Source organism: Rhodococcus sp. 21391, assembly GCF_016772255.1.
In the GTDB taxonomy this organism is placed as follows: domain Bacteria; phylum Actinomycetota; class Actinomycetes; order Mycobacteriales; family Mycobacteriaceae; genus Rhodococcus_F; species Rhodococcus_F opacus.
Window position 1 is genome coordinate 1,737,835 of sequence record NZ_CP063781.1, and the last position, 18,455, is coordinate 1,756,289.

General features: G+C 68.6%; 18 protein-coding genes, 2 tRNA genes and 1 pseudogene. 12 read left to right on the forward strand and 9 right to left on the reverse strand.

The window, feature by feature from the left end:
* Window positions 1-5 precede the first annotated feature (5 nt).
* Together GO592_RS08210 and GO592_RS08215 are read right to left on the reverse strand one after the other, a co-directional pair.
* A complete protein-coding gene (locus tag GO592_RS08210; protein ID WP_237720552.1) occupies window positions 6-830 on the reverse strand; it encodes a hypothetical protein in 825 nt (274 codons plus the stop codon).
* A gap of 11 nt (window positions 831-841) precedes the next feature.
* Window positions 842-2,899, reverse strand: coding sequence for a TPM domain-containing protein (locus GO592_RS08215; RefSeq protein ID WP_007299514.1), 2,058 nt, complete (start codon window positions 2,897-2,899; stop codon window positions 842-844).
* Between the two features lie 69 nt (window positions 2,900-2,968).
* Between GO592_RS08215 and GO592_RS08220 the strand changes: the two genes are divergently transcribed.
* The 4 genes from GO592_RS08220 (at window position 2,969) to dnaG (ending at window position 8,242) form a co-directional block, all read left to right on the forward strand.
* On the forward strand, window positions 2,969-3,661 hold the full coding sequence (locus tag GO592_RS08220) for a YdcF family protein (protein ID WP_005247872.1): 693 nt from the start codon (window positions 2,969-2,971) through the stop codon (window positions 3,659-3,661).
* A gap of 7 nt (window positions 3,662-3,668) precedes the next feature.
* The gene (locus tag GO592_RS08225; RefSeq protein ID WP_005261214.1) at window positions 3,669-4,967 is read left to right on the forward strand and encodes a deoxyguanosinetriphosphate triphosphohydrolase; all 1,299 of its coding nucleotides are present in this window, start codon (window positions 3,669-3,671) and stop codon (window positions 4,965-4,967) included.
* An 86-nt stretch (window positions 4,968-5,053) separates the two neighbouring features.
* Complete coding sequence (locus GO592_RS08230; protein ID WP_039952372.1) at window positions 5,054-6,259, forward strand: lipase family protein; 1,206 nt, start codon at window positions 5,054-5,056, stop codon at window positions 6,257-6,259.
* A gap of 48 nt (window positions 6,260-6,307) precedes the next feature.
* A complete protein-coding gene (dnaG, locus tag GO592_RS08235; protein WP_039952374.1) occupies window positions 6,308-8,242 on the forward strand; it encodes a DNA primase in 1,935 nt (644 codons plus the stop codon).
* A 15-nt stretch (window positions 8,243-8,257) separates the two neighbouring features.
* Here the strand turns inward: dnaG and GO592_RS08240 are convergent, their stop codons facing one another.
* Window positions 8,258-8,506 (reverse strand): hypothetical protein, encoded by a 249-nt coding sequence (locus GO592_RS08240; protein ID WP_005570860.1) that lies wholly within the window; start codon window positions 8,504-8,506, stop codon window positions 8,258-8,260.
* Between the two features lie 138 nt (window positions 8,507-8,644).
* Between GO592_RS08240 and GO592_RS08245 the strand changes: the two genes are divergently transcribed.
* Window positions 8,645-8,717 (forward strand) — tRNA-Asn (locus GO592_RS08245).
* A gap of 125 nt (window positions 8,718-8,842) precedes the next feature.
* Window positions 8,843-10,012: an AI-2E family transporter gene (locus tag GO592_RS08250; protein WP_007299518.1), complete on the forward strand. Its 1,170-nt coding sequence runs from the start codon at window positions 8,843-8,845 to the stop codon at window positions 10,010-10,012.
* Here the strand turns inward: GO592_RS08250 and GO592_RS08255 are convergent.
* Complete coding sequence (locus GO592_RS08255) at window positions 9,953-10,183, reverse strand: DUF6480 family protein (RefSeq protein WP_082324995.1); 231 nt, start codon at window positions 10,181-10,183, stop codon at window positions 9,953-9,955. The two genes, GO592_RS08250 and GO592_RS08255, sit on opposite strands and share 60 nt — an antisense overlap.
* Window positions 10,184-10,401: 218 nt before the next feature.
* Here GO592_RS08255 and GO592_RS08260 point away from each other — a divergent pair.
* Window positions 10,402-10,475 (forward strand) — tRNA-Ile (locus GO592_RS08260).
* Between the two features lie 74 nt (window positions 10,476-10,549).
* Complete coding sequence (locus GO592_RS08265) at window positions 10,550-11,053, forward strand: adenosine-specific kinase (protein ID WP_206032578.1); 504 nt, start codon at window positions 10,550-10,552, stop codon at window positions 11,051-11,053.
* 16 nt (window positions 11,054-11,069) lie between these two features.
* On the opposite strand, the gene GO592_RS44140 is transcribed toward GO592_RS08265, so the two are convergent.
* Window positions 11,070-11,576: a hypothetical protein gene (locus GO592_RS44140; RefSeq protein WP_237737189.1), complete on the reverse strand. Its 507-nt coding sequence runs from the start codon at window positions 11,574-11,576 to the stop codon at window positions 11,070-11,072.
* Complete coding sequence (locus GO592_RS44145; protein ID WP_237737190.1) at window positions 11,561-11,902, reverse strand: MBL fold metallo-hydrolase; 342 nt, start codon at window positions 11,900-11,902, stop codon at window positions 11,561-11,563. Before GO592_RS44145 ends, GO592_RS44140 begins: the two co-directional genes overlap by 16 nt.
* 66 nt (window positions 11,903-11,968) lie before the next feature.
* Between GO592_RS44145 and GO592_RS08275 the strand changes: the two are divergent.
* The 4 genes and pseudogenes from GO592_RS08275 to GO592_RS08290 all read left to right on the forward strand — a co-directional run bounded on the left by GO592_RS08275 (window position 11,969) and on the right by GO592_RS08290 (window position 15,210).
* A pseudogene (locus GO592_RS08275) lies at window positions 11,969-12,473 on the forward strand (DinB family protein).
* 110 nt (window positions 12,474-12,583) lie between these two features.
* Window positions 12,584-13,711 (forward strand): NDMA-dependent alcohol dehydrogenase, encoded by a 1,128-nt coding sequence (locus GO592_RS08280; RefSeq protein ID WP_007299522.1) that lies wholly within the window; start codon window positions 12,584-12,586, stop codon window positions 13,709-13,711.
* A 45-nt stretch (window positions 13,712-13,756) separates the two neighbouring features.
* The gene (locus GO592_RS08285) at window positions 13,757-14,575 is read left to right on the forward strand and encodes a serine hydrolase domain-containing protein (protein ID WP_039952377.1); all 819 of its coding nucleotides are present in this window, start codon (window positions 13,757-13,759) and stop codon (window positions 14,573-14,575) included.
* 125 nt (window positions 14,576-14,700) lie between these two features.
* Window positions 14,701-15,210, forward strand: a complete 510-nt coding sequence (locus GO592_RS08290; protein ID WP_005247843.1) for a DUF3145 domain-containing protein — start codon at window positions 14,701-14,703, stop codon at window positions 15,208-15,210.
* 72 nt (window positions 15,211-15,282) lie between these two features.
* Here GO592_RS08290 and GO592_RS08295 read toward each other — a convergent pair whose 3' ends face one another.
* From GO592_RS08295 to acpM, 3 genes are all read right to left on the reverse strand, one after another.
* Window positions 15,283-16,716: an acyl-CoA carboxylase subunit beta gene (locus GO592_RS08295; RefSeq protein ID WP_007299524.1), complete on the reverse strand. Its 1,434-nt coding sequence runs from the start codon at window positions 16,714-16,716 to the stop codon at window positions 15,283-15,285.
* A 94-nt stretch (window positions 16,717-16,810) separates the two neighbouring features.
* Window positions 16,811-18,061 carry a KasA/KasB family beta-ketoacyl-ACP synthase gene (locus tag GO592_RS08300; RefSeq protein ID WP_005571522.1) on the reverse strand — a complete coding sequence of 417 codons (1,251 nt, stop codon included), beginning with the start codon at window positions 18,059-18,061 and terminating at the stop codon, window positions 16,811-16,813.
* Window positions 18,062-18,069: 8 nt separating this feature from the next.
* Window positions 18,070-18,381 (reverse strand): meromycolate extension acyl carrier protein AcpM, encoded by a 312-nt coding sequence (gene acpM, locus GO592_RS08305; RefSeq protein ID WP_005247839.1) that lies wholly within the window; start codon window positions 18,379-18,381, stop codon window positions 18,070-18,072.
* Between the last annotated feature and the right edge of the window lie 74 nt (window positions 18,382-18,455).

The following is an 18,455-nucleotide window of genomic DNA, read 5'->3' on the forward strand; positions in this document are numbered from 1 at the left end:
CGCCGTCACCTGCGCGCGCCGCAGGTGGCGGTCAGATAGTTCGTCAGGATTCGCCGGTTCTCCTCGGACACCGGGATGCGCGAGTATTCCGGTTCCGAGGAGCCGACGGCGATCCACAGCGGAAAGACAAAGGGCTTCTTCGCCTCCGCGAGGGCATGGGGATCGCAGCGCGCCGCGTCGATCGTGATGTCGACGCTCAGCCGGTCCTCGTCCGCCCGCATGGTGGCGGGCAGCGCGCCGTGCAGCGCATACAGGACGCTGCCGCCGATCTCGTCCACCCGGACGTCGCCCGATGCCGTTCCCCGGCTCACGACGAGCTGGGCGGGGAGGGGCGCGGTCGGCTCGGGCGGAGCCGCCGCCGGGATCAGTGTCACCGGTACGGCCCGCGCCAGATCCTCAGCAGCGCAGTCGTCGTCGTGAATGCGGGCGAGGACGTCGTACGGGGCGGCGAGCGGCACCCGCACGGGCGATCCGTCCCGATCGGCGACACCGATCAGGGCGTACGCCGGCTCCGGGGACGTGTCGCAGCGAACCGGGCCGTACTCGGCCTCGACATCGATCCGGTTGCCGGGGCCGAGTTCGACCTCGCGCCGGGTCGCGGGCGCCGCCTCGAAGCCGGGACTGTCCAACGCCACGGATGTCACGGCGACGGGCGCATCGCCGGTGTTCGCTATCCGCACGTGAATCCGCCCACCCGCCGCGTCGTCCTCCCGGCTGCGATAGGCCTCAGCCGACAGCGGGATCGCGTCGTCCTCGGTCGGATCCCCGCCCGCGCAGCCCGACAGGACGCCGCAGGCGGTGGCCGCGACGCAGGCGAGTGCGACGAACACCCGGGAGGACGTCAGAATCGGCCGCCCCCACTGATCCGGCCGGAGCTGCTCGGCCCGCCGAAGGACCGCGGGCCGCTGCTGCGCCCGCCGCCGGAGCCCCGGCTTCCCCAATTACCGCCGCCGCTGAATCCGCCGCGCAGGATGCTGTCGATCAGGATGCCGCCGAGGATCGCTCCGGTGGCATTCCCGCCACCGGTTCCGGGTCCGGGGCGCTGGCGGGACTCCCAGCGGCTCACGTCGTTCTGCGCCAGGCGCAGTGCGTCGGCCGCCAGGCCGGCCGCGGCCTGAGCGTGCTGAAGCGCGCGGGAGGCGTCGGTGGCGCGGAGTTGCTGCGCGCCCGCCAGGTGCCGCTGCGCCTCGGTCAGGCGCGTTCGGGCGTCCGCGCCCACCGCGCCACGTCGGGTGCCGATGAAGTCCGACGCCGCCGTGACCTGCGACTGCGCGGCCACGATGTCCTGCTCGAGACGCTGCTGCGCACGCTCGGCCTGCTGCCGGGATTCCTGCGCCTCGGCGAGGACGGCGTCGAGTTCCGCGTCTGCCGTGACGATCTGGGTGAAGCTGCCGAGCGGGTCGGTGTCCGCGGCGGTGCGGGCCGCCGCCAGTGCTGCCTCGGCCGCGGCGCGGGCCGAGGCGAGCCGGTCCCCACCCTGCTCGGTGAACTGGGCCGCGGCCGCGATCCCGGCCTCCACGTCGGCGATCGCGGCCGGCAGCGTGGCGATGGCGTGCCGGATGTTCTCCGCGGCGTGGTCGACGGCGTCGAGTAGCGTCCGGGCCTGTTCGAGGGCGCCCTCGGCTCCGCGGATCGCCGACACCGCCGGTCCCTGCTTCCCGGGCGGCAGGGCGATCGCGTCCCTGCCGTCGGCCACGGCCCGTTCCGCGAACGCGAGCCGCTCCTCCGCCATCGTCACGTTGTGGGCGACGGAAGCGAGTGCAGCGGCCGGGAATTCGGTCTGCAGGGTGGCGAGAGTCTGCGTGGAGTCGGGGATCCGCACGGTCAGCGCGACCATGTCGCGGGTGAGCGCGTCGAGCCGGTCGGGGGCGTTGATCAGCAGGTCCCGGAGTCCGTCGAACTCCTGGACCCGCTCGTTGAGTTCGCGGTCGGCGCGCCCGCACGAGGTGATGATGTCGATGAGCATTTCCCGCTGCTGCTGCGGGGTCTCGGGGATCGCGTCGTCGAGCCGCTGACGGACGGTGAACGCGGCCGCGAGTGTCGCCTTCGCCGTGTCGAACGCCGCCGTGAACGACGCCGTGGCCTGCTCGCCGAATTCGCCGCGGGCCAGTTCGAGTTCCTCCTGGCTCGTGCGCAGCGCGTCGTCGGTCTCGACGAGCACCTCCTTGGCGCGCTCGTCCAGGGTCGGCAGCGGGAGCGCCGTCAACGCGGCGGTGTCCTCGGGGCTGATGCTGCGCGCCGCCTCGACACCGGCCCGGGTGCGGTCGTGCTTCTTCTTCCGCGAATACAGCACGACGCCCCCCGCACCCACGACGACGACACCGCCGCCAATCAGCAGTGTGCGCACCGACATTCCTTCGCCCGGAGTCATCGCGTCGCCCAGGCCGCCCGCCGCCGCAATGGCGCCTCCGGCCCAATCCTCTTCGCGCAGGGCGGGTTCCACCGCATCCACCCGGATCGACTCGGCCTCGTCGCTGGTGATCTCCGACAGTCCGTCCGGCGCGATGAGGGCGTACTCGCGGTCGACCGTCGCGACCGCGAGCAGGGCGTCGCGGTCGCCGAGCGAGGAGGCCTGCGCAGTCTGATCCGCCCACGGACCGGCGCCGAGACCGTTGAAGTCGGGCACGTACACCACCCACAACCGCACCTTGTGCTCGTCGTACAGCTGGTCGATCGCGGCCTGGACATCGCTCTGCTGGTCGGCGTCGAGCACTCCGACGGTGTCCGTGATCTGACCGGGAAGACGGAACGGTGCGTCCGCCGCGGCGATCGCGGGAGAGAACAGGATCGCCACGAGAGTCAGGAGCGCGGAGACGGCGCCGAGGGCGGCGAACCGCCGAGCACGGGGAAGTCGGGGGCGGGACGACGGCGTCTGCTCGAGGCGCGGTGCGAGTGGCATGGCAGCAAATCTATCGGGTGTGGCGAGTCGTCATCGGGACAGTTCGGCGACAGCTGGCAGAATCAGGGAGTGAATTCTGCACCGAGCCGCGAACGCCACGACCTCCCGCGCCGTCCTGCGCGCCTGGGGTTCGCCGGCACGCTGGCCCGGTGGACCCGCCGCATCATCGCCGGGGTGGTCCTCCTCGCCGCCGCGCTGGTGCTGGGCACCGCGGTCCGGGTGTGGCAGGTCGCGCGGATCGACGACACGTCGGCCGCCGACGCGATCGTCGTGCTCGGCGCCGCCCAGTACTCGGGAACCCCGTCGTCGGTGTTCGAGGCCCGGCTCGAGCAGGCGTACAAGCTGTACGAGCGAGGGGTGGCCCCCGAGGTCATCACGGTCGGCGGCAAGCAGGAGGGCGACGAGTACACCGAGGCGGCGTCCGGCAAGAACTATCTGATCTCGCGCGGCGTCCCCGCCGACAGCATCACCGCGGTCGAGGAGGGGTCCGACACCCTGCTCAGCATCGAGGCGGTGAGTGAGGCGATGGGGGAGCAGGGCATCGACTCGGCGGTCCTGGTCAGCGACCCCTGGCATTCGCTGCGGACGCGGACGATGGCACGCGACGCCGGACTCGACGCCTGGACGGCGCCCACCCGGCAGGGGCCCGCCGTGTTCACCCGCGAATCTCAGTTGCACGGAATCGCCCGGGAGACTGGGGCGTTGATCTGGTACCAGCTCACCCACTTCTCGGCCGACTTCCCCTACACGGCGGGACAGTAGACATTCGATGACAGCACATACGACACCCCTCGGCGACGTGTACTCCGCGCACGACGTCGCCCGCCGGGTCCGCGAGGCACCGAAACGGGCGGGAATCCCGGGCAGCCAGATCGCGGCCGCGCAACACCGATCCGTCTTCTCCCGGGACCGCGCCCGCGTCCAGCACTCCGCTGCGCTCCGCCGACTCGCGGACAAGACCCAGGTGGTGGGCCCCCGGGACGGGGACACTCCGCGGACGCGGTTGACGCACTCGATCGAGGTGGCGCAGATCGGCCGCGGAATCGCCGACGGTCTCGGCTGCGATCCCGATCTGGTGGACCTCGCGGGCCTCGCGCACGACATCGGTCACCCACCGTACGGTCACAACGGGGAGAAGGCCCTCGACGAGGTCGCGGAAAGCTGCGGCGGGTTCGAGGGCAACGCCCAGAATCTGCGCATCCTCACGAGCCTCGAACCGAAGGTGCTGTACCCCGACGGAAGCAGTGCCGGGCTCAACCTGACCCGCGCGTCGCTGGACGCGGCGATCAAGTACCCGTGGACCCGGCCGCGCCCCGGCGCGAAGTTCGGGGCCTACGACGACGACGCCGACGTGCTCGCGTGGATCCGCGAGGGCGCCCCCGACGGCCACCAGTGCCTCGAGGCGCAGGTCATGGATTGGGCCGACGACGTCGCCTACTCCGTGCACGACGTCGAGGACGGCGTGATCGACGGGCGCATCGATCTGCGTTCACTGGCCGATCCGGTGGACCAGCGGGCACTCGCCGAGTTCGGTGCGTCGGAGTTCCCGGGACTCGACGTCGAGGAACTGGTCGAGGCCGCGACGCGGTTGAGTCTTCTGCCCGTCGTCGTCGAGGTGGGCAGCTACGACGGTACGCTCACCAGTTCGGTCGCCCTGAAGAACCTCACCAGCGAACTGGTCGGCCGGTTCGCGACCGCCGCGATCATCGGGACCCGCGACGTCCACGGCGACAAGCCGGTCGCCCGGTACGACGCCGACCTGGTGGTCCCGCCGGTGGTCGCGGCGGAGGTGGCACTGCTCAAGACGTTCGCACTGAACTACGTGATGTCGGATGCCGGCCACCGGGCGCGGCAGGCACGCCAGCGTGACCGCGTGCACCGCGTCGCCGAATGGCTGCTCGCGACCGCACCCGCCGGTCTCGACCCCATCCTGGTTCCCGCCTGGAACGCGGCGGCCGACGATCCCGCCCGGGTTCGGGTCGTCGTCGACCAGATCGCCTCCTACACCGAGAGCCGACTCGAACGCGTCGACAAGTCCAGTCTCGGAGCCCAGGCGAGCTGGGGCTGACAAAGTCGGAAGTCGGACCCGTCCGGCCGCCGCGGTGCTACGAATAGGTCTACAGACAGCTTGCACCCAATGGTCAGGGAGCCCGGATGAAGTCTGCAGTGCGCAAGATCATCGGTTCGACGTCCGCAGCGCTGGCGGTGGCGGTCGGTGCCGCCCTGCTGGCCCCACCCGCGGCACAGGCCGCGCCCGTGTACCCGTTCGCGGACCCCGATCCGTTCTACGGTGCGCCCGCCGACGTCGGGGCACGCGCCGACGGTGACGTGCTGGCGAGCCGACCGGTCGCGGCCACCGGTTTCCCCACCGCCGATGCCTGGCAGGTGAAGTACAAGTCGACCAACTCCGCGGGAGCGCCCATCGCCGCGGTCACCACGGTGCTGGTGCCCCGCGGCACTCCCGCGAACCGGCCGCTGGTGTCCTATCAGCCGTTCGTCAACGCGCTCGGGCTCGAGTGCGCGCCGTCGCACCAGCTGTTCAACGGCGGAATCCAGGAGGGGCCCGCCCTCAACGCCCTGCTCGCGCGGGGCTGGGCCGTCGCCGTGCCCGACCACCTCGGACCGACCAGCGCGTACGGGGCCGCGAAACTCGGCGGCCGGCTCGTCCTCGACGGCGTCCGCGCCGCGCAGCGGCTCCCGGAGGCGGGACTCGGTGGCAGTCCGGTCGGGCTGGCCGGCTACTCGGGCGGCGCCATGGCGACCAACTGGGCCGCGGCGCTCGCACCCACCTACGCCCCGGAGCTGAACATCGTGGGCGCCGCCCAGGGCGGCACACCGGTCAACATCGGTGAACTGGCCGACCGTCTGGGCACCACCCGCTCGCAGGCGTTCGGCCTGGGTTTCGCGGCCGCCATCGGGCTCGAGCGTGAATACCCGACGCGTTCACCGCTGGGGGACGGCCTCAACGGCGCCGGACTCGACCTGCGGACGCAGATGAGCAACATGTGCACCGATTCGATCCTCGGCGCCGGTGCGGGGAAGTCGCTGCCCGACCTCACCAATGGTCCCGGGATCCTCGCCGATCCGTCCGGCCGCTCGGTGATGGACGAGAACAGCGTCGAACTGTATCCGGGAGTCCCGAGGACGCCGATGTTCGTCTGGCACGGCAGCGCGGACCCGCTCGTCGCCATCGGGCCGGTGCAGAACACCGTCGCCCGGTACTGCTCACAGGGTGCGCGCGTGCAGTTCGACGTGATCCCGGGCGCCGACCACGGCACCGCCACCATGCTCGGTGCCGGTCCCGCATTCGGCTATCTCGGCGACCGATTCGCCGGGATTCCCGCCCCGTCGAACTGCTGACACCGAGGCGGAAGTTCGGGCCGCGGGAGAGCGCCTAGACTGTCCTCCGTGGCTGGCAGAATCCCTGATCGTGACGTTGCGGCCATTCGCGAGCGCACACGGATCGAGGACATCGTGGGGGAGTACGTCTCCCTCAAGCGCGCGGGCGGCGACTCCATGAAGGGGCTGTGCCCGTTCCACGACGAGAAGTCGCCGTCGTTCCACGTGCGGCCCAACCACGGGCACTACCACTGCTTCGGGTGCGGCGAGGGCGGCGACGTCTACTCGTTCCTCCAGAAGATCGACCACATCAGTTTCGTCGAGGCCGTCGAGCAGCTCGCCGACCGGTTGAACTACACCATCTCGTACGAGGGCGGCGGCACCTCGGTGCAACGCGACCGCGGCACCCGCTCCCGGCTGGTCGCGGCCAACGCGGCCGCACAGGAGTTCTACTCGGCGCGCCTGCAGGAACCCGACGCGCAGGCGGCCCGCGACTACCTGACGGAACGGAACTTCGACGCGCAGGCCGCGCAGCAGTTCGGGTGCGGGTATGCGCCCGACGGCTGGGACATCCTCACGAAACACCTGCTGGGTAAGGGTTTCGACGTCAAGGAACTCGAGGCCGCGGGTCTGTCGAAAGCTGGGCGGCGTGGTCACATCGACCGCTTCCACCGGCGCCTGCTGTGGCCCATCCGGAACCTGTCCGGCGACGTCATCGGTTTCGGCGCCCGCAAGTTGTTCGACGACGACACCATGCCCGGCAAGTACGTCAACACGCCGGAAACCATGCTGTACAAGAAGTCTCAGGTGCTGTTCGGACTCGACCTCGCCAAGCGCGACATCGCCAAGGGGCATCAGGCCGTGGTGGTCGAGGGATACACCGACGTCATGGCGATGCACCTGGCCGGGGTCAAGACCGCCGTCGCCGCCTGCGGCACCGCCTTCGGTGAGGACCACCTCGCGATGCTGCGGCGACTGCTGATGGACGACAGCTACTTTCGCGGCGAGATCATCTACACCTTCGACGGCGACGCCGCCGGCCAGGCCGCGGCGATGAAGGCGTTCGAGGGTGACCAGAAGATGGCCGGGCAGACCTTCGTCGCCGTGGCACCCGAGGGCATGGACCCGTGCGAGCTGAGGCAGAAGTCCGGTGACGCCGCGGTCCGCGACCTGGTGGCGCGTCGCACACCGATGTTCGAGTTCGTGGTCAAGTCGATCCTCACCGAGCACGACCTCGAGACCGCCGAGGGCCGGGTCGAGGCGCTGCGGCGCACCGTGCCGGTGGTCGCGCAGATCAAGGAAGCGACGCTGCGTGACAGTTACGCCGTCCAGCTGTCCGGCTGGGTGGGCTGGGACGACATCGCCGCCGTCCGGCAGCGGGTGCGGGACGAGGCGCGCAAGCGGGCGTCCACCCGCGGGTCGCTGCCTGCGCCGCTGAAGAAGAAGGCCTCCCGGGACGAGGACCAGGACGCCCCGCAGTTGCCGGTCGGCCTCTCCCGGCCGCGGCCGAACGATCCGACGCTGTGGGCGCAGCGCGAGGCGCTGAAAGGCGCCTTGCAGTACCCGTCGATCGCGGGCACCGTGTTCGACTCGCTGCCGGTGGAGACGTTCACCCATCCGACGTACGTCGTGATCCGTGAGTCGATGATCGCGTCCGGCGGCACCAGCGCGGGACTCGGCGGCGGCGAGTGGGTCGACGCGGTCAGCCGCGGTGTCGACGACGTCACCGCGGCGTCCCTCGTGTCGGAACTCGCCGTCGAGCCGTTGCCCGCCGAAGAGGACACCGTGCCGCGATACATCTCCGGCGTGATCGCACGCCTGCAGGAGGTGTGGGTGGGTGAGCAGGTGGCGGAACTGAAGTCCAAGCTGCAGCGCATCTCACCGGCGACGGCGTCGGACGAGTTCCATTCGCTGCTCGGCGACCTCGTCGCCCTGGAGCAGTACCGCCGCAGCCTGCTCGATCAGGCGATCGGCGACACCAACCGGGACGGGATGGCCGGCTGAACCGGCCGCCGCCGGCTACTTCTTCTTGAGCTGATCCTGGGGAACCAGGATGGTCGTTTCCTCGTCGAGCGGCTTCATGGGCTCGAGCTTCGGCTGAGTGTTCAGGGAGTCGGACAGCTTCTGACGCGACATCTGCAGCACCTTCTTCGTCGCCGGGCTGGTGGCCACGGCCTTGGTTGCCCGGCTGATCTGTTCGTAGCGCGCACGTCCTGCTCGCGTACCCAGCACGTACCCCGCAGCGATACCGATCAACAACCGCATCATTCCCGCTTCCTCCCGACGCACAACGACCTGCACCCATCCTGCCTGATGCGTCGACAGGCAGGCGATTTGGTACTGGGGTGGGGCTATGCGCTACAGTTTCTCTCGCATCGCCGGGAACGGTGAAGCACAGCAGAATAATCCCCTGTAGCTCAATTGGCAGAGCTTCCGACTGTTAATCGGACGGTTGCTGGTTCGAGTCCAGCCGGGGGAGCACCGAAACCCCGTCCGGTTCATCCGGGCGGGGTTTTCTGCTGCGCCCGGTCAATTCGGACAGGTGCACCCTCCGGGGCGAGTACATTCCCGCTGTATCGGCAGCAATCGATCGCGGGGTGTGCGATGAGCGAGGACGGCCGCGAAACCGGGCGGGCAGGGTCGGTCGGACGCTTCGGCACGAGCGACGCCCCGCGGTGGCTTCTGCCCTCGATCCTCTACGTTCTCCTGGCCGTCGCCGCCTACCAGTTGTCGGGTTGGCTGTTCGTCAACCTGCGGAGCTTTCTGGGGTTGCTGTTCCTCGCGTGGTTGTTCAGTATCACCATCGAACCGGTCGTCGACTGGCTCGAGCGCCGGGGTTTGCGGCGCGGCGCCGCCACCGGACTCGTCCTGTTCGCGATGTTCGTCTTCGCCGTCGGATTCCTGGCACTCTTCGGGACACTGCTCGCCCAGCAGCTGGCCCAGCTCCTCAAGGCCCTGCCGGGTGCGTTGTCCTCGGTCACCGACTGGTCCAATCGCGTGTTCGACACCGACTTCGCGACCGGTGAGGATCTCATCCACCTCACGCCCGAAACCATCCGAGATCTCGCCGAGCGATTCACGCCGGGAGTTCTGGGCGTGTTGTCCTCGCTGCTCGGCGTCGTGTTCCAGATGCTGACGCTGCTGCTGTTCGTGTTCTACATGTCCGCGCAGGGGCCTGCCCTTCGCCGCACGATCTCGAGCTGGTTCCCGGCGCGGCAACAGCGGGCCATCTCGGTGGTGTGGGAGATCTCGGTCGAGAAGGCCGGCGGATACGTGGTGTCGCGGCTGATCCTCGCTGCGGTGAGTTCGGTCGCCACGGGCATCTTCCTCGTGGTGATCGGCGTGCCCTACTGGTTGCCGCTGGCGCTGTGGACCGGCATCGTCTCGCAGTTCGTCCCCACCCTGGGCACCTACCTGGCGATCGCCCTCCCCGCAATCATCGCGGCGGCCTCCCAGCCGATGGACGGTGTGTGGGTGATCGTGTTCGGGACCGTCTACCAGCAGATCGAGAACTACGTGCTGCACCCGCGCATCACGTCCGCGACGGTCTCGATCCACCCCGCGGTCGCGTTCGGATCGGTGATCGTGGGCGCCTCGCTGTTCGGCCCGGTCGGCGCCCTGGTGTCGGTGCCGGTGGTCGCCGCGATCCAGGCCCTCGTCGAAACGTACGGGCGACGGTACGAACTCGTCGCAGACGCATCGGCGCCGGTCACCTCAGTCGAACAACGCGAACACGCGGGCGACGAAGAAGGCCGCGACCGCGAGGACGAGTAGACCCACCACGATGAACGCGAGGATCGGCACCGTCCGGCCCGGCATCGGCTGCGGATGCGACAACCCCGAGGTCTGGCCGGCATCCGGTGGCGTGTCACCCGGCTGAACACCCCCTCCGTCGTCGAGCGCCGGTGCATCGTCCGGTTCGGGTCCTGGTCGTTCGACGCTCATCCTGTGCTCCCGTCGCGTGGTCCTCCGCAGCGCGGATCACACCCGCGTACCCCGGACGACGCGTTCGCACACACGGGGACGGGGCAGTGCCCACGTCGAAACACGATTCGGTTCGCCGACCACGAAAAGTCCTGTCAGGGCGGGCTTCGTCCCGGCTACGCGCCCACGGCGGGCGCACGGTAACATCGGCACGCCGCGATCGCGAGTAGTGCGGCGATGGGGCGGTAGCTCAGTCGGTTAGAGCCGTGGACTCATAATCCATTGGTCGCGGGTTCGAGCCCCGCCCGCCCCACCGTTTTCCGCGGATCCCGGATGGTCGAACGCCCGCTCCGTCGTTGTTCTCCCTGCCGGAGCGGGGCAGACTGAATGGCATCCGAGGAGGCCATCGTGGACCTGCAGATCGTGGCGATCGACAAGCCCGACGACATGAACGTGATCGTCGGACAGTCCCACTTCATCAAGACCGTCGAGGACGTGCACGAGGCGCTGGCGGGAGTGAGCCCCCATCTCCGGTTCGGTATCGCGTTCTGCGAAGCCTCGGGGCCTCGCCTCGTTCGCTGTTCCGGAAACGACGACCGTCTCGTCGAGTTGGCCACCCGCAACGCTGTTGCCGTCGGCGCAGGACACTCGTTCTTCGTGTTCCTGGAGGACGGCTACCCGGTGAACGTCCTGAACACGCTGAAGCAGGTGCCGGAGGTGTGCGGCATCTTCTGCGCCACCGCCAACCCCGTCGAAATCATCGTGGCCGAGACGGAACTCGGCCGGGGCATCGCCGGCGTGATCGACGGGCGCTCACCCGCCGGTGTCGAGACCGACGCCGACGTCGCCGACCGCAAGGCGTTGCTCCGGACGATCGGTTACAAGCTCTGAGCGAGCGGAGATCGGACTACACCAGCGGATCGACGCGTTCCCAGGCGACAGGGAGTTGCACGTCGACACCCTCGGACCGGCCCTTCTCGGTGAGGAACCGCAGGGACCGCCGGAAGTTGTCGGCGAAGCGGGGGAGCGGCGTCAGAGGCCTGTCGAGTGGCTTCCAGAAGTTGTCCCAATGGATCGGGATCACGCGGCGTGCGCCGGTCCGGGTCACGAGTGCGTCCCAGTAGTCGCGGCGGAACTGGTCGGATTGCTTGCCGAGTGTGCCGATGCCGAGATAGACGGTGTCGGCGTCGTATCCGTCGAGCGCACCGGGCACGAAGTTCGCGCTGGCGTGGACGAGGACGCGGCCGTCGGGGTGCGCGAAGTGGAACGAGAAGCAGTCGCCCTGCGCGTATTCGCCGATCGATGCCGGCGGGTGCACCGCGTGTTCGATCGTGCCCGGGAACTTCGCCCGGGGGCTGTGCTCGGCGGGCAGCGCCGTCACCTCGTATGCGCCGTATCTCAGGGGAGTTCGCACCTGGATCGTTCGGAACCGGTCCATTGCGAACCCATAACCTTCGGCGATGTGACGCGTCGACGGCGAACCGACGAGCTCCGCACCGGTGCGCTGCGCCACCGTCGGGAGTCCATCGCGTGGTCGTAGTGCGAGTGCGCGACGAGGACGGCGGCGAGGCGGTCGGTTCGGGTTCGCGTGAGGGCGCGGTCGACGGCGGCGCCGTCGGGGCGCAGCGGACGGAGTACCGATCGCAGGAGCGGCGGTCTGGAGAAGAACCCGTCGGTCATCAGCGATGTCTCGCCGTCGGACAACAGGATCGTGGAAACACCGAGGAAGGTGGCGTGCATGCTCGCGACCGTACCGGTGGGCGGCACTCGCACGTCGGGATTTGTGGTCGCTCTACGAGGACGGCCATGGCGATCACTCCCGACACGAAGAACTGGACCTGGGTCCTCGACCGGGCGTGTCCCGACTGCGGGTTCGACTCGGCGGCAACCCGGTACGAGGACATTCCGGCGCTGGTCCGGGTGAACGTGGAGGCATGGTCGCCAGTCCTCACCCGCCCCGACGTGACGGTCCGGCCGGACGAGCAGACGTGGTCGGCGCTCGAGTACGCCGCACACGTTCGCGACGTGTTCCGGATCTTCGACGTCCGGCTCCGGCGCATGCTCGACGAGACGGATCCACTGTTCCCGAACTGGGATCAGGACGAGACCGCGGTCGCCGAGCGCTACAACGAGGAGGATCCGGCCGTCGTGGACGCCGAGCTGCGTGCGGCCGGCGCGGCGGTGGCGGACGACTTCGAAGCCGTCGCGCCGGAATTCCGGGCGGCGGAGCGACGGCGCGTCGTTCACGGAGTCGCTGGCCAAGTATTTCGTCCACGATCCGATCCATCACCTCCACGACGTGTCGGGGTAACAGTTTCGGATTCCCGGACCCGATTCGGTAGAACGTGTTCCAATTCGGACCGTTTGTGTCTATCGTCACATCAGCAGATGCGCAGACATGAATGAAGGGTTGGGAGTCACATGAAGACCAAGGGTGCGATCCTGTGGGGCCTGAACGAGCCGTGGTCGGTCGAGGAGATCGAGATCGGCGATCCGGTCGCGGGCGAGGTGCAGATTCGCATGGAAGCCGCCGGAATGTGCCACTCCGACCACCACATCGTCACCGGTTCGATGCCGATGGCCTCCTTCCCGGTGATGGGCGGGCACGAAGGTTCCGGCGTCATCACCAAGCTGGGGCCGGAGGTGAAGGACCTCGAAGTCGGCGACCACGTCGTGCTGTCGTTCGTCCCTGCCTGTGGGCGCTGTCCGGCGTGCTCGGCGGGACACCAGAATCTCTGTGACCTCGGGATGGGACTTCTGAGCGGGCTGGCGATCAGCGACGGCACCTTCCGCATCCACGCGCGCGGCGAAAACGTCATCCCCATGTGTCTCCTCGGGACGTTCTCGCCGTACATGGTCGTGCACGAGACGTCGGTCGTGAAGATCGACAAGGACATTCCGTTCGACGTCGCCGCCCTCGTCGGCTGCGGCGTTCCCACCGGATGGGGTTCGGCCACGCGGATGGCAGAGGTGAAGCCCGGCGAATCCGTCGTCATCATGGGTGTCGGCGGCGTCGGCATGAGCGCACTGCAGGGCGCAGTCGCGTCCGGAGCGCGTCAGATCTTCGCCATCGACCCGGTGCCGTGGAAGCGGGAACAGGCGCTGAAGTTCGGGGCCACCCACGCGTTCGAGAGTGCCGCGGCCGCAATCGAGCCGATCATCGCGCTCACCAACGGGTTGATGGCGCAGAAGACGATCATCACGGTCGGGGAGATGCACGGCGAATACGTCGAGGAAGCACTGTTGCTCACCAGCAAGTTCGGCACGTGCGTCGTCACGGCCATGGGCGCGATGACCGACATGGACGTCAAGCTGAACCTGTTCCTCTTCTCGATGCTGCAGAAGGACCTGAAGGGCACCATCTTCGGCGGCGGAAACGCCCGGGTCGAGATCCCGAACCTGCTGGCCATGTACAAGTCGGGGCAGCTGAACCTCGACGACATGATCACCCGCACCTACAACCTCGAAGGTGTCAACGACGGGTATCAGGACATGCTCGACGGCAAGAACATTCGCGGCGTCATCCGGTACACCGAAGCCGACTGGTGACGGCTCGCCGCAGCTGACCGCGGGCCGCTCTCGTAGGCTGACCGGGTGCAGAGTCTCGATCAGATTGCCCGATGGCCCGTGGACAACGCTGCGGCGGTGGTCCTGTCGCACGACGAAGGGGTGATCGGCGAGTACGGCGACCAGCAGCGCGTCTTCCCCCTGGCCTCGGTGACCAAACTGCTCTGCGCGTACGCAGTCCTGGTGGCCACCGAGGAGGGGGCCGTCGAACTCGACCAGCCCGCAGGCCCGGAGGGCTCGACCGTGCGTCACCTGCTGGCGCACGCGTCGGGTCTCGCGTTCGACGCGAATCGTGTGCAGACGGCACCGGAGCGCAAGCGGATCTACTCGAGTGCCGGCTACGAGGTGCTCGCCGACTTCCTCACCGCCGAGACGTCGATCGATTTCGCCGACTACGTCGCGGAATCCGTCTTCGCCCCGCTCTCGATGGGCGCGTCCGCGCTCGTCGGGCCCGCCGGCCACGGAGCGCAGGCGTCGGCGGGCGATCTCGGCCGGTTCGCTGCGGAACTGTTCCGCCCGGCCCTCATTTCGCCTCAGACGTTCACGGACGCCACCTCCGTGCAGTTTCCCGGGCTGGACGGAATCCTGCCCGGATACGGCTCACAGCGGCCCAACGACTGGGGTCTGGGATTCGAGATCCGTTCGGGCAAGAGCCCGCACTGGACGGGCACCGGCAACTCGCCGCGGACGTTCGGCCACTTCGGGCAGTCCGGCACCTTCCTGTGGGTCGATCCGGCCGCCGGACTGGCGTGCGTCGCATTGACGGACCGGGATTTCGGCGACTGGGCCAAGCCCCTGTGGACCGAGCTGAGCGACGGTATCCTCTCGGAACGCAGAAGACGATGACACACCGATTGCTCGAATCACTGGCGCAACACAGGCATCACAAGGCACACTGATCAACCGAGCCCGCTGCACACACCGACTGAGGCCGTTGGGGAAGACGTCCCTCGTCGAAGCAGGAGGCTCGAGTGCGCGCATTGAATCAGTTCGCGGACGCGACGGCTGGTGTTGTCTACATCCACTCGTCGCCCGCCGCGTTGTGCCCCCATATCGAATGGGCGTTGACCGCGACCCTCGACTGCCGAGCCAACCTGAAATGGACCTCGCAGCCGGCCTCCAACGGCGTTCTGCGCGCGACCACCAGCTGGGTGGGGCCTGTCGGCACCGCCTCACGGCTGGTCAACGCGCTCCGCGCCTGGCCGATGCTGCGCTTCGAGGTCACCGAGGACGCCAGTGAGGGCGTGGACGGCGAACGGTACAGCCACGTGCCCGGTATGGGTCTGTGGCACGGGTCCACCAGCGCGAACGGCGATGTCGTCGTGGGTGAGATGCGGCTGCGGGCACTGATGCAAGCGGGCGGCGACATCGCGGCCGAACTGGACTACGCACTCGGAACCGCCTGGGACGAGGCTCTCGAGCCGTTCCGCAGCGGCGGAGAAGGCGCCGAGGTCACCTGGTTGCGCCGCGACGTCGGCTGACACCCCGCTCACGGACGCGAAAAGGCCCCCGCCACAACAACGGCGGGGGCCTTCTCTCGACCAGAGCTCAGATCACAGCGGGATGTTCTTGTGGTCGCCGCGGCTGGAGGGAGCGGCGGCGAGGGCGGCGGTGACGACACTGCGCGTCTTGGCGGGGTCGATCTCCTCGTCCACCACACCGATCGCGACGGCGCGGTCGACGCCACCGGTGATGCTCTCGTGCTCGACGGCCAGACGCTCGTGCAGGGCCTCACGCTCGTCTTCCGGCGCTGCGGCCAGGGCGCGCTTGTGCAGGATGCCGACGGCGGCCTTGGCGCCCATGACAGCGACCTCGGCATCGGGCCACGCGTAGACGGCGGTGGCGCCGAGCGCGCGGGAGTTCATGGCGATGTAGGCGCCGCCGTAGATCTTGCGGGTCACGACCGTCACGCGGGGAACCGTGGCTTCGGCGAACGCGTGGAGCAGCTTGGCGCCGCGACGCACGACGCCTTCCCATTCCATGCTCACACCGGGGAGGTAACCGGGTACGTCCACGATCACGACGAGCGGGATGCCGAATGCGTTGCACAACCGGACGAAACGAGCCGACTTCTCGGCGCTCTCCGAGTTCAGGCAACCACCCAGGCGGAGCGGGTTGTTGGCGATGACACCGACGGTGCGGCCGCCGAGGCGTCCGAGACCTGTGACGATGCTGCGGGCGTAATTGCCCTGCAGTTCCTCGAAACTCGACTCGCCCTCGACGTTGTCGAGAAGTTCGTGAACGATCGGGCGGACGTCGTAGGCGCGCTTCGCCGACTCGGGCATGAGCGCGCGGAGATCGGTGTCGCCGTGCGCGGCCGCGGCCTGATCGAACTCGCCCTGTTCGCAGAACATCGACACCAGGCGGCGTGCCCGGTGCAGGGCGTCACCCTCGTCGTGGGCGGCGATGTGCGCCACACCCGACTTCTTCGTGTGCGTGTCGGGGCCGCCGAGGGACACCATGTCGACCTGCTCACCGGTGACACTGCGGACCACGTCCGGTCCGGTGACGAAGACGCGGGCCTCGGGCGCCATGATGACGATGTCGGTCAGCGCGGGACCGTACGCCGCACCGCCGGCCGCGAAGCCGAGGACGACGGAAATCTGTGGGACGCGGCCGGACGCGCGGACCATGGCCTCGAAGACCAGTCCGACGGCGTGCAGGGCCTCGACGCCCTCGGCGAGACGCGCGCCACCCGAGTGCCAGAGACCCACGATCGGGGCGTCTTCCTCGAGGGCGGTGTCAATCGCCGTCACGATGTGCTTGCAGCCTTCGACACCCATGGCGCCGCCCATGACGGTGGCATCGGAGCAGTAGGCGATGGTGCGGACTCCGTCGATGTTGCCGGACGCGGCCAGAACACCGGACTTGTCACGCGGATGCAGAGGGGCGACCGTCCCGGCGTCGAACAGCTTCTCCAGGCGCGCAAGGGGATCGCGCGGATCGATCGACGCATCGGACTTAGTCGCGGGTGCCAAGATTGTCATCGCGTCCTCCTTGTGGCGGGCCCGGGTGGGCTGTCGATGGGTGGAGACCCCTTCAGAGAAGGGGTCTCCACCCGCGAGCTAGCAGGACCGGCTGTCAGGCCCGGCCGAAGGCGAGCGCGACATTGTGCCCACCGAAACCAAACGAGTTGTTGATCGCGAAATCGATCTCGCCGTAACGGGCTTCGCCCTTGACGACATCCAGGTCGATCTCTGGATCCTGATTCTCGAGATTCAGCGTCGGCGGAATGACTCCGTCACGCAGACTCAGGACCGTGAGCACCGCCTCGAGCGCACCGACGGCGCCGATCGAGTGCCCCAACGCGGACTTCGGTGCGTACACCGCAGCATGGTTGCCGACGGCAGCCTTGATGGCGTTCGCCTCTGCCGTGTCACCGATCGGCGTTGCCGTGGCGTGCGCGTTGATGTGCTGGATGTCCGACTTCGTCAATCCGGCAGTCTCGATCGCCCTCGTCATGGCCCGCGCAGCGCCCGAACCCGAAGGATCGGGAGCGACGATGTGGAACCCGTCGGAGGTGATTCCCGCGCCCAGCAGACGGGCGTGGATGGTGGCACCGCGAGCCTTGGCGTGCTCCTCGGTTTCGAGGACCATCATCGCTCCGGCCTCACCGAACACGAAGCCGTCACGATCCTTGTCGAACGGCCGCGAAGCCGCCTTCGGATCGTCGTTGCGGGTGCTCAGCGCGCGCATCATCGCGAAACTCGCGATCGGCACGGCGTCGAGGTAACCCTCCACACCACCGGCGACGATGATGTCCGCGTCGCCCATCACCAGCATGCGGTACGCATGGGCGATGGCCTCGGAACCCGAGGAACAGGCCGACACGGGAGTGATCACTCCGGCGCGGGCCCCGAGCTCGAGTCCGACGGTGGCCGACGGACCGTTGGGCATCACCATCTGGACGGCGAACGGCGACACCTTGCGGTAGCCACCGGCCTTCATCTTCTCGACGGCGTCGATCAGAGCTTCGCCGCCGCCCAGTCCGGTGCCGATCACGACGCCGAGGCGATCCTTGTCGACCTCCGGGCTGCCGGCGTTCTCCCAGACCTGACGGCCCAGGACGAGCGCCAGCCGCTCGACGAAGCTCATCCGGCGGATCTCCACCCGGGACAGCGACTCGTCGGGCGACACCTTGAGCTTGCCGCCGATCGTCACCGGAAGGTCGTTCTCCGTGACGAAGGCTTCCCGGATGGTGTCGATGCCGCTCTCGCCGGCCAACAGGCCCTTCCACGTGGCATCCACGTCACCAGCGATCGACGTCGTGGCCGCGAGGCTGGTGACGACGATGTTGGGGAACTGCTTCCCGTTGGTCGAGGCGGAAGTCACGGCTGAGCTCACTCCTCGTCGTTCTTGGCAGCTTCGAGCTTCGCCTTCACGGCCTCCGCGTCGGCGCCACCTTCTGCTTCGAGCTTCTGGATGTAGGACACGGCGTCACCGACGGTGCGCAGTCCGGCGAGATCCTCGTCGGGGATCTTCACGCCGTACTTGTCCTCGGTCTGGACGGCGATCTCAACCATGGAGAGGGAGTCGATGTCGAGGTCGTCGACGAAAGACTTTTCGATGGTCACCTCGGACGGCTCAATACCGGTGACCTCCTCGATGATCTCCGCGAGTCCGGCGATGATGTCTTCCTGGGTGGCGGCCACTGAGTGGCTCCCTTCTGATTCGGTGTAGATGTATCTGGAGTTGTGCAGGCACGTCCCCATCGGCCGCGCCTGCG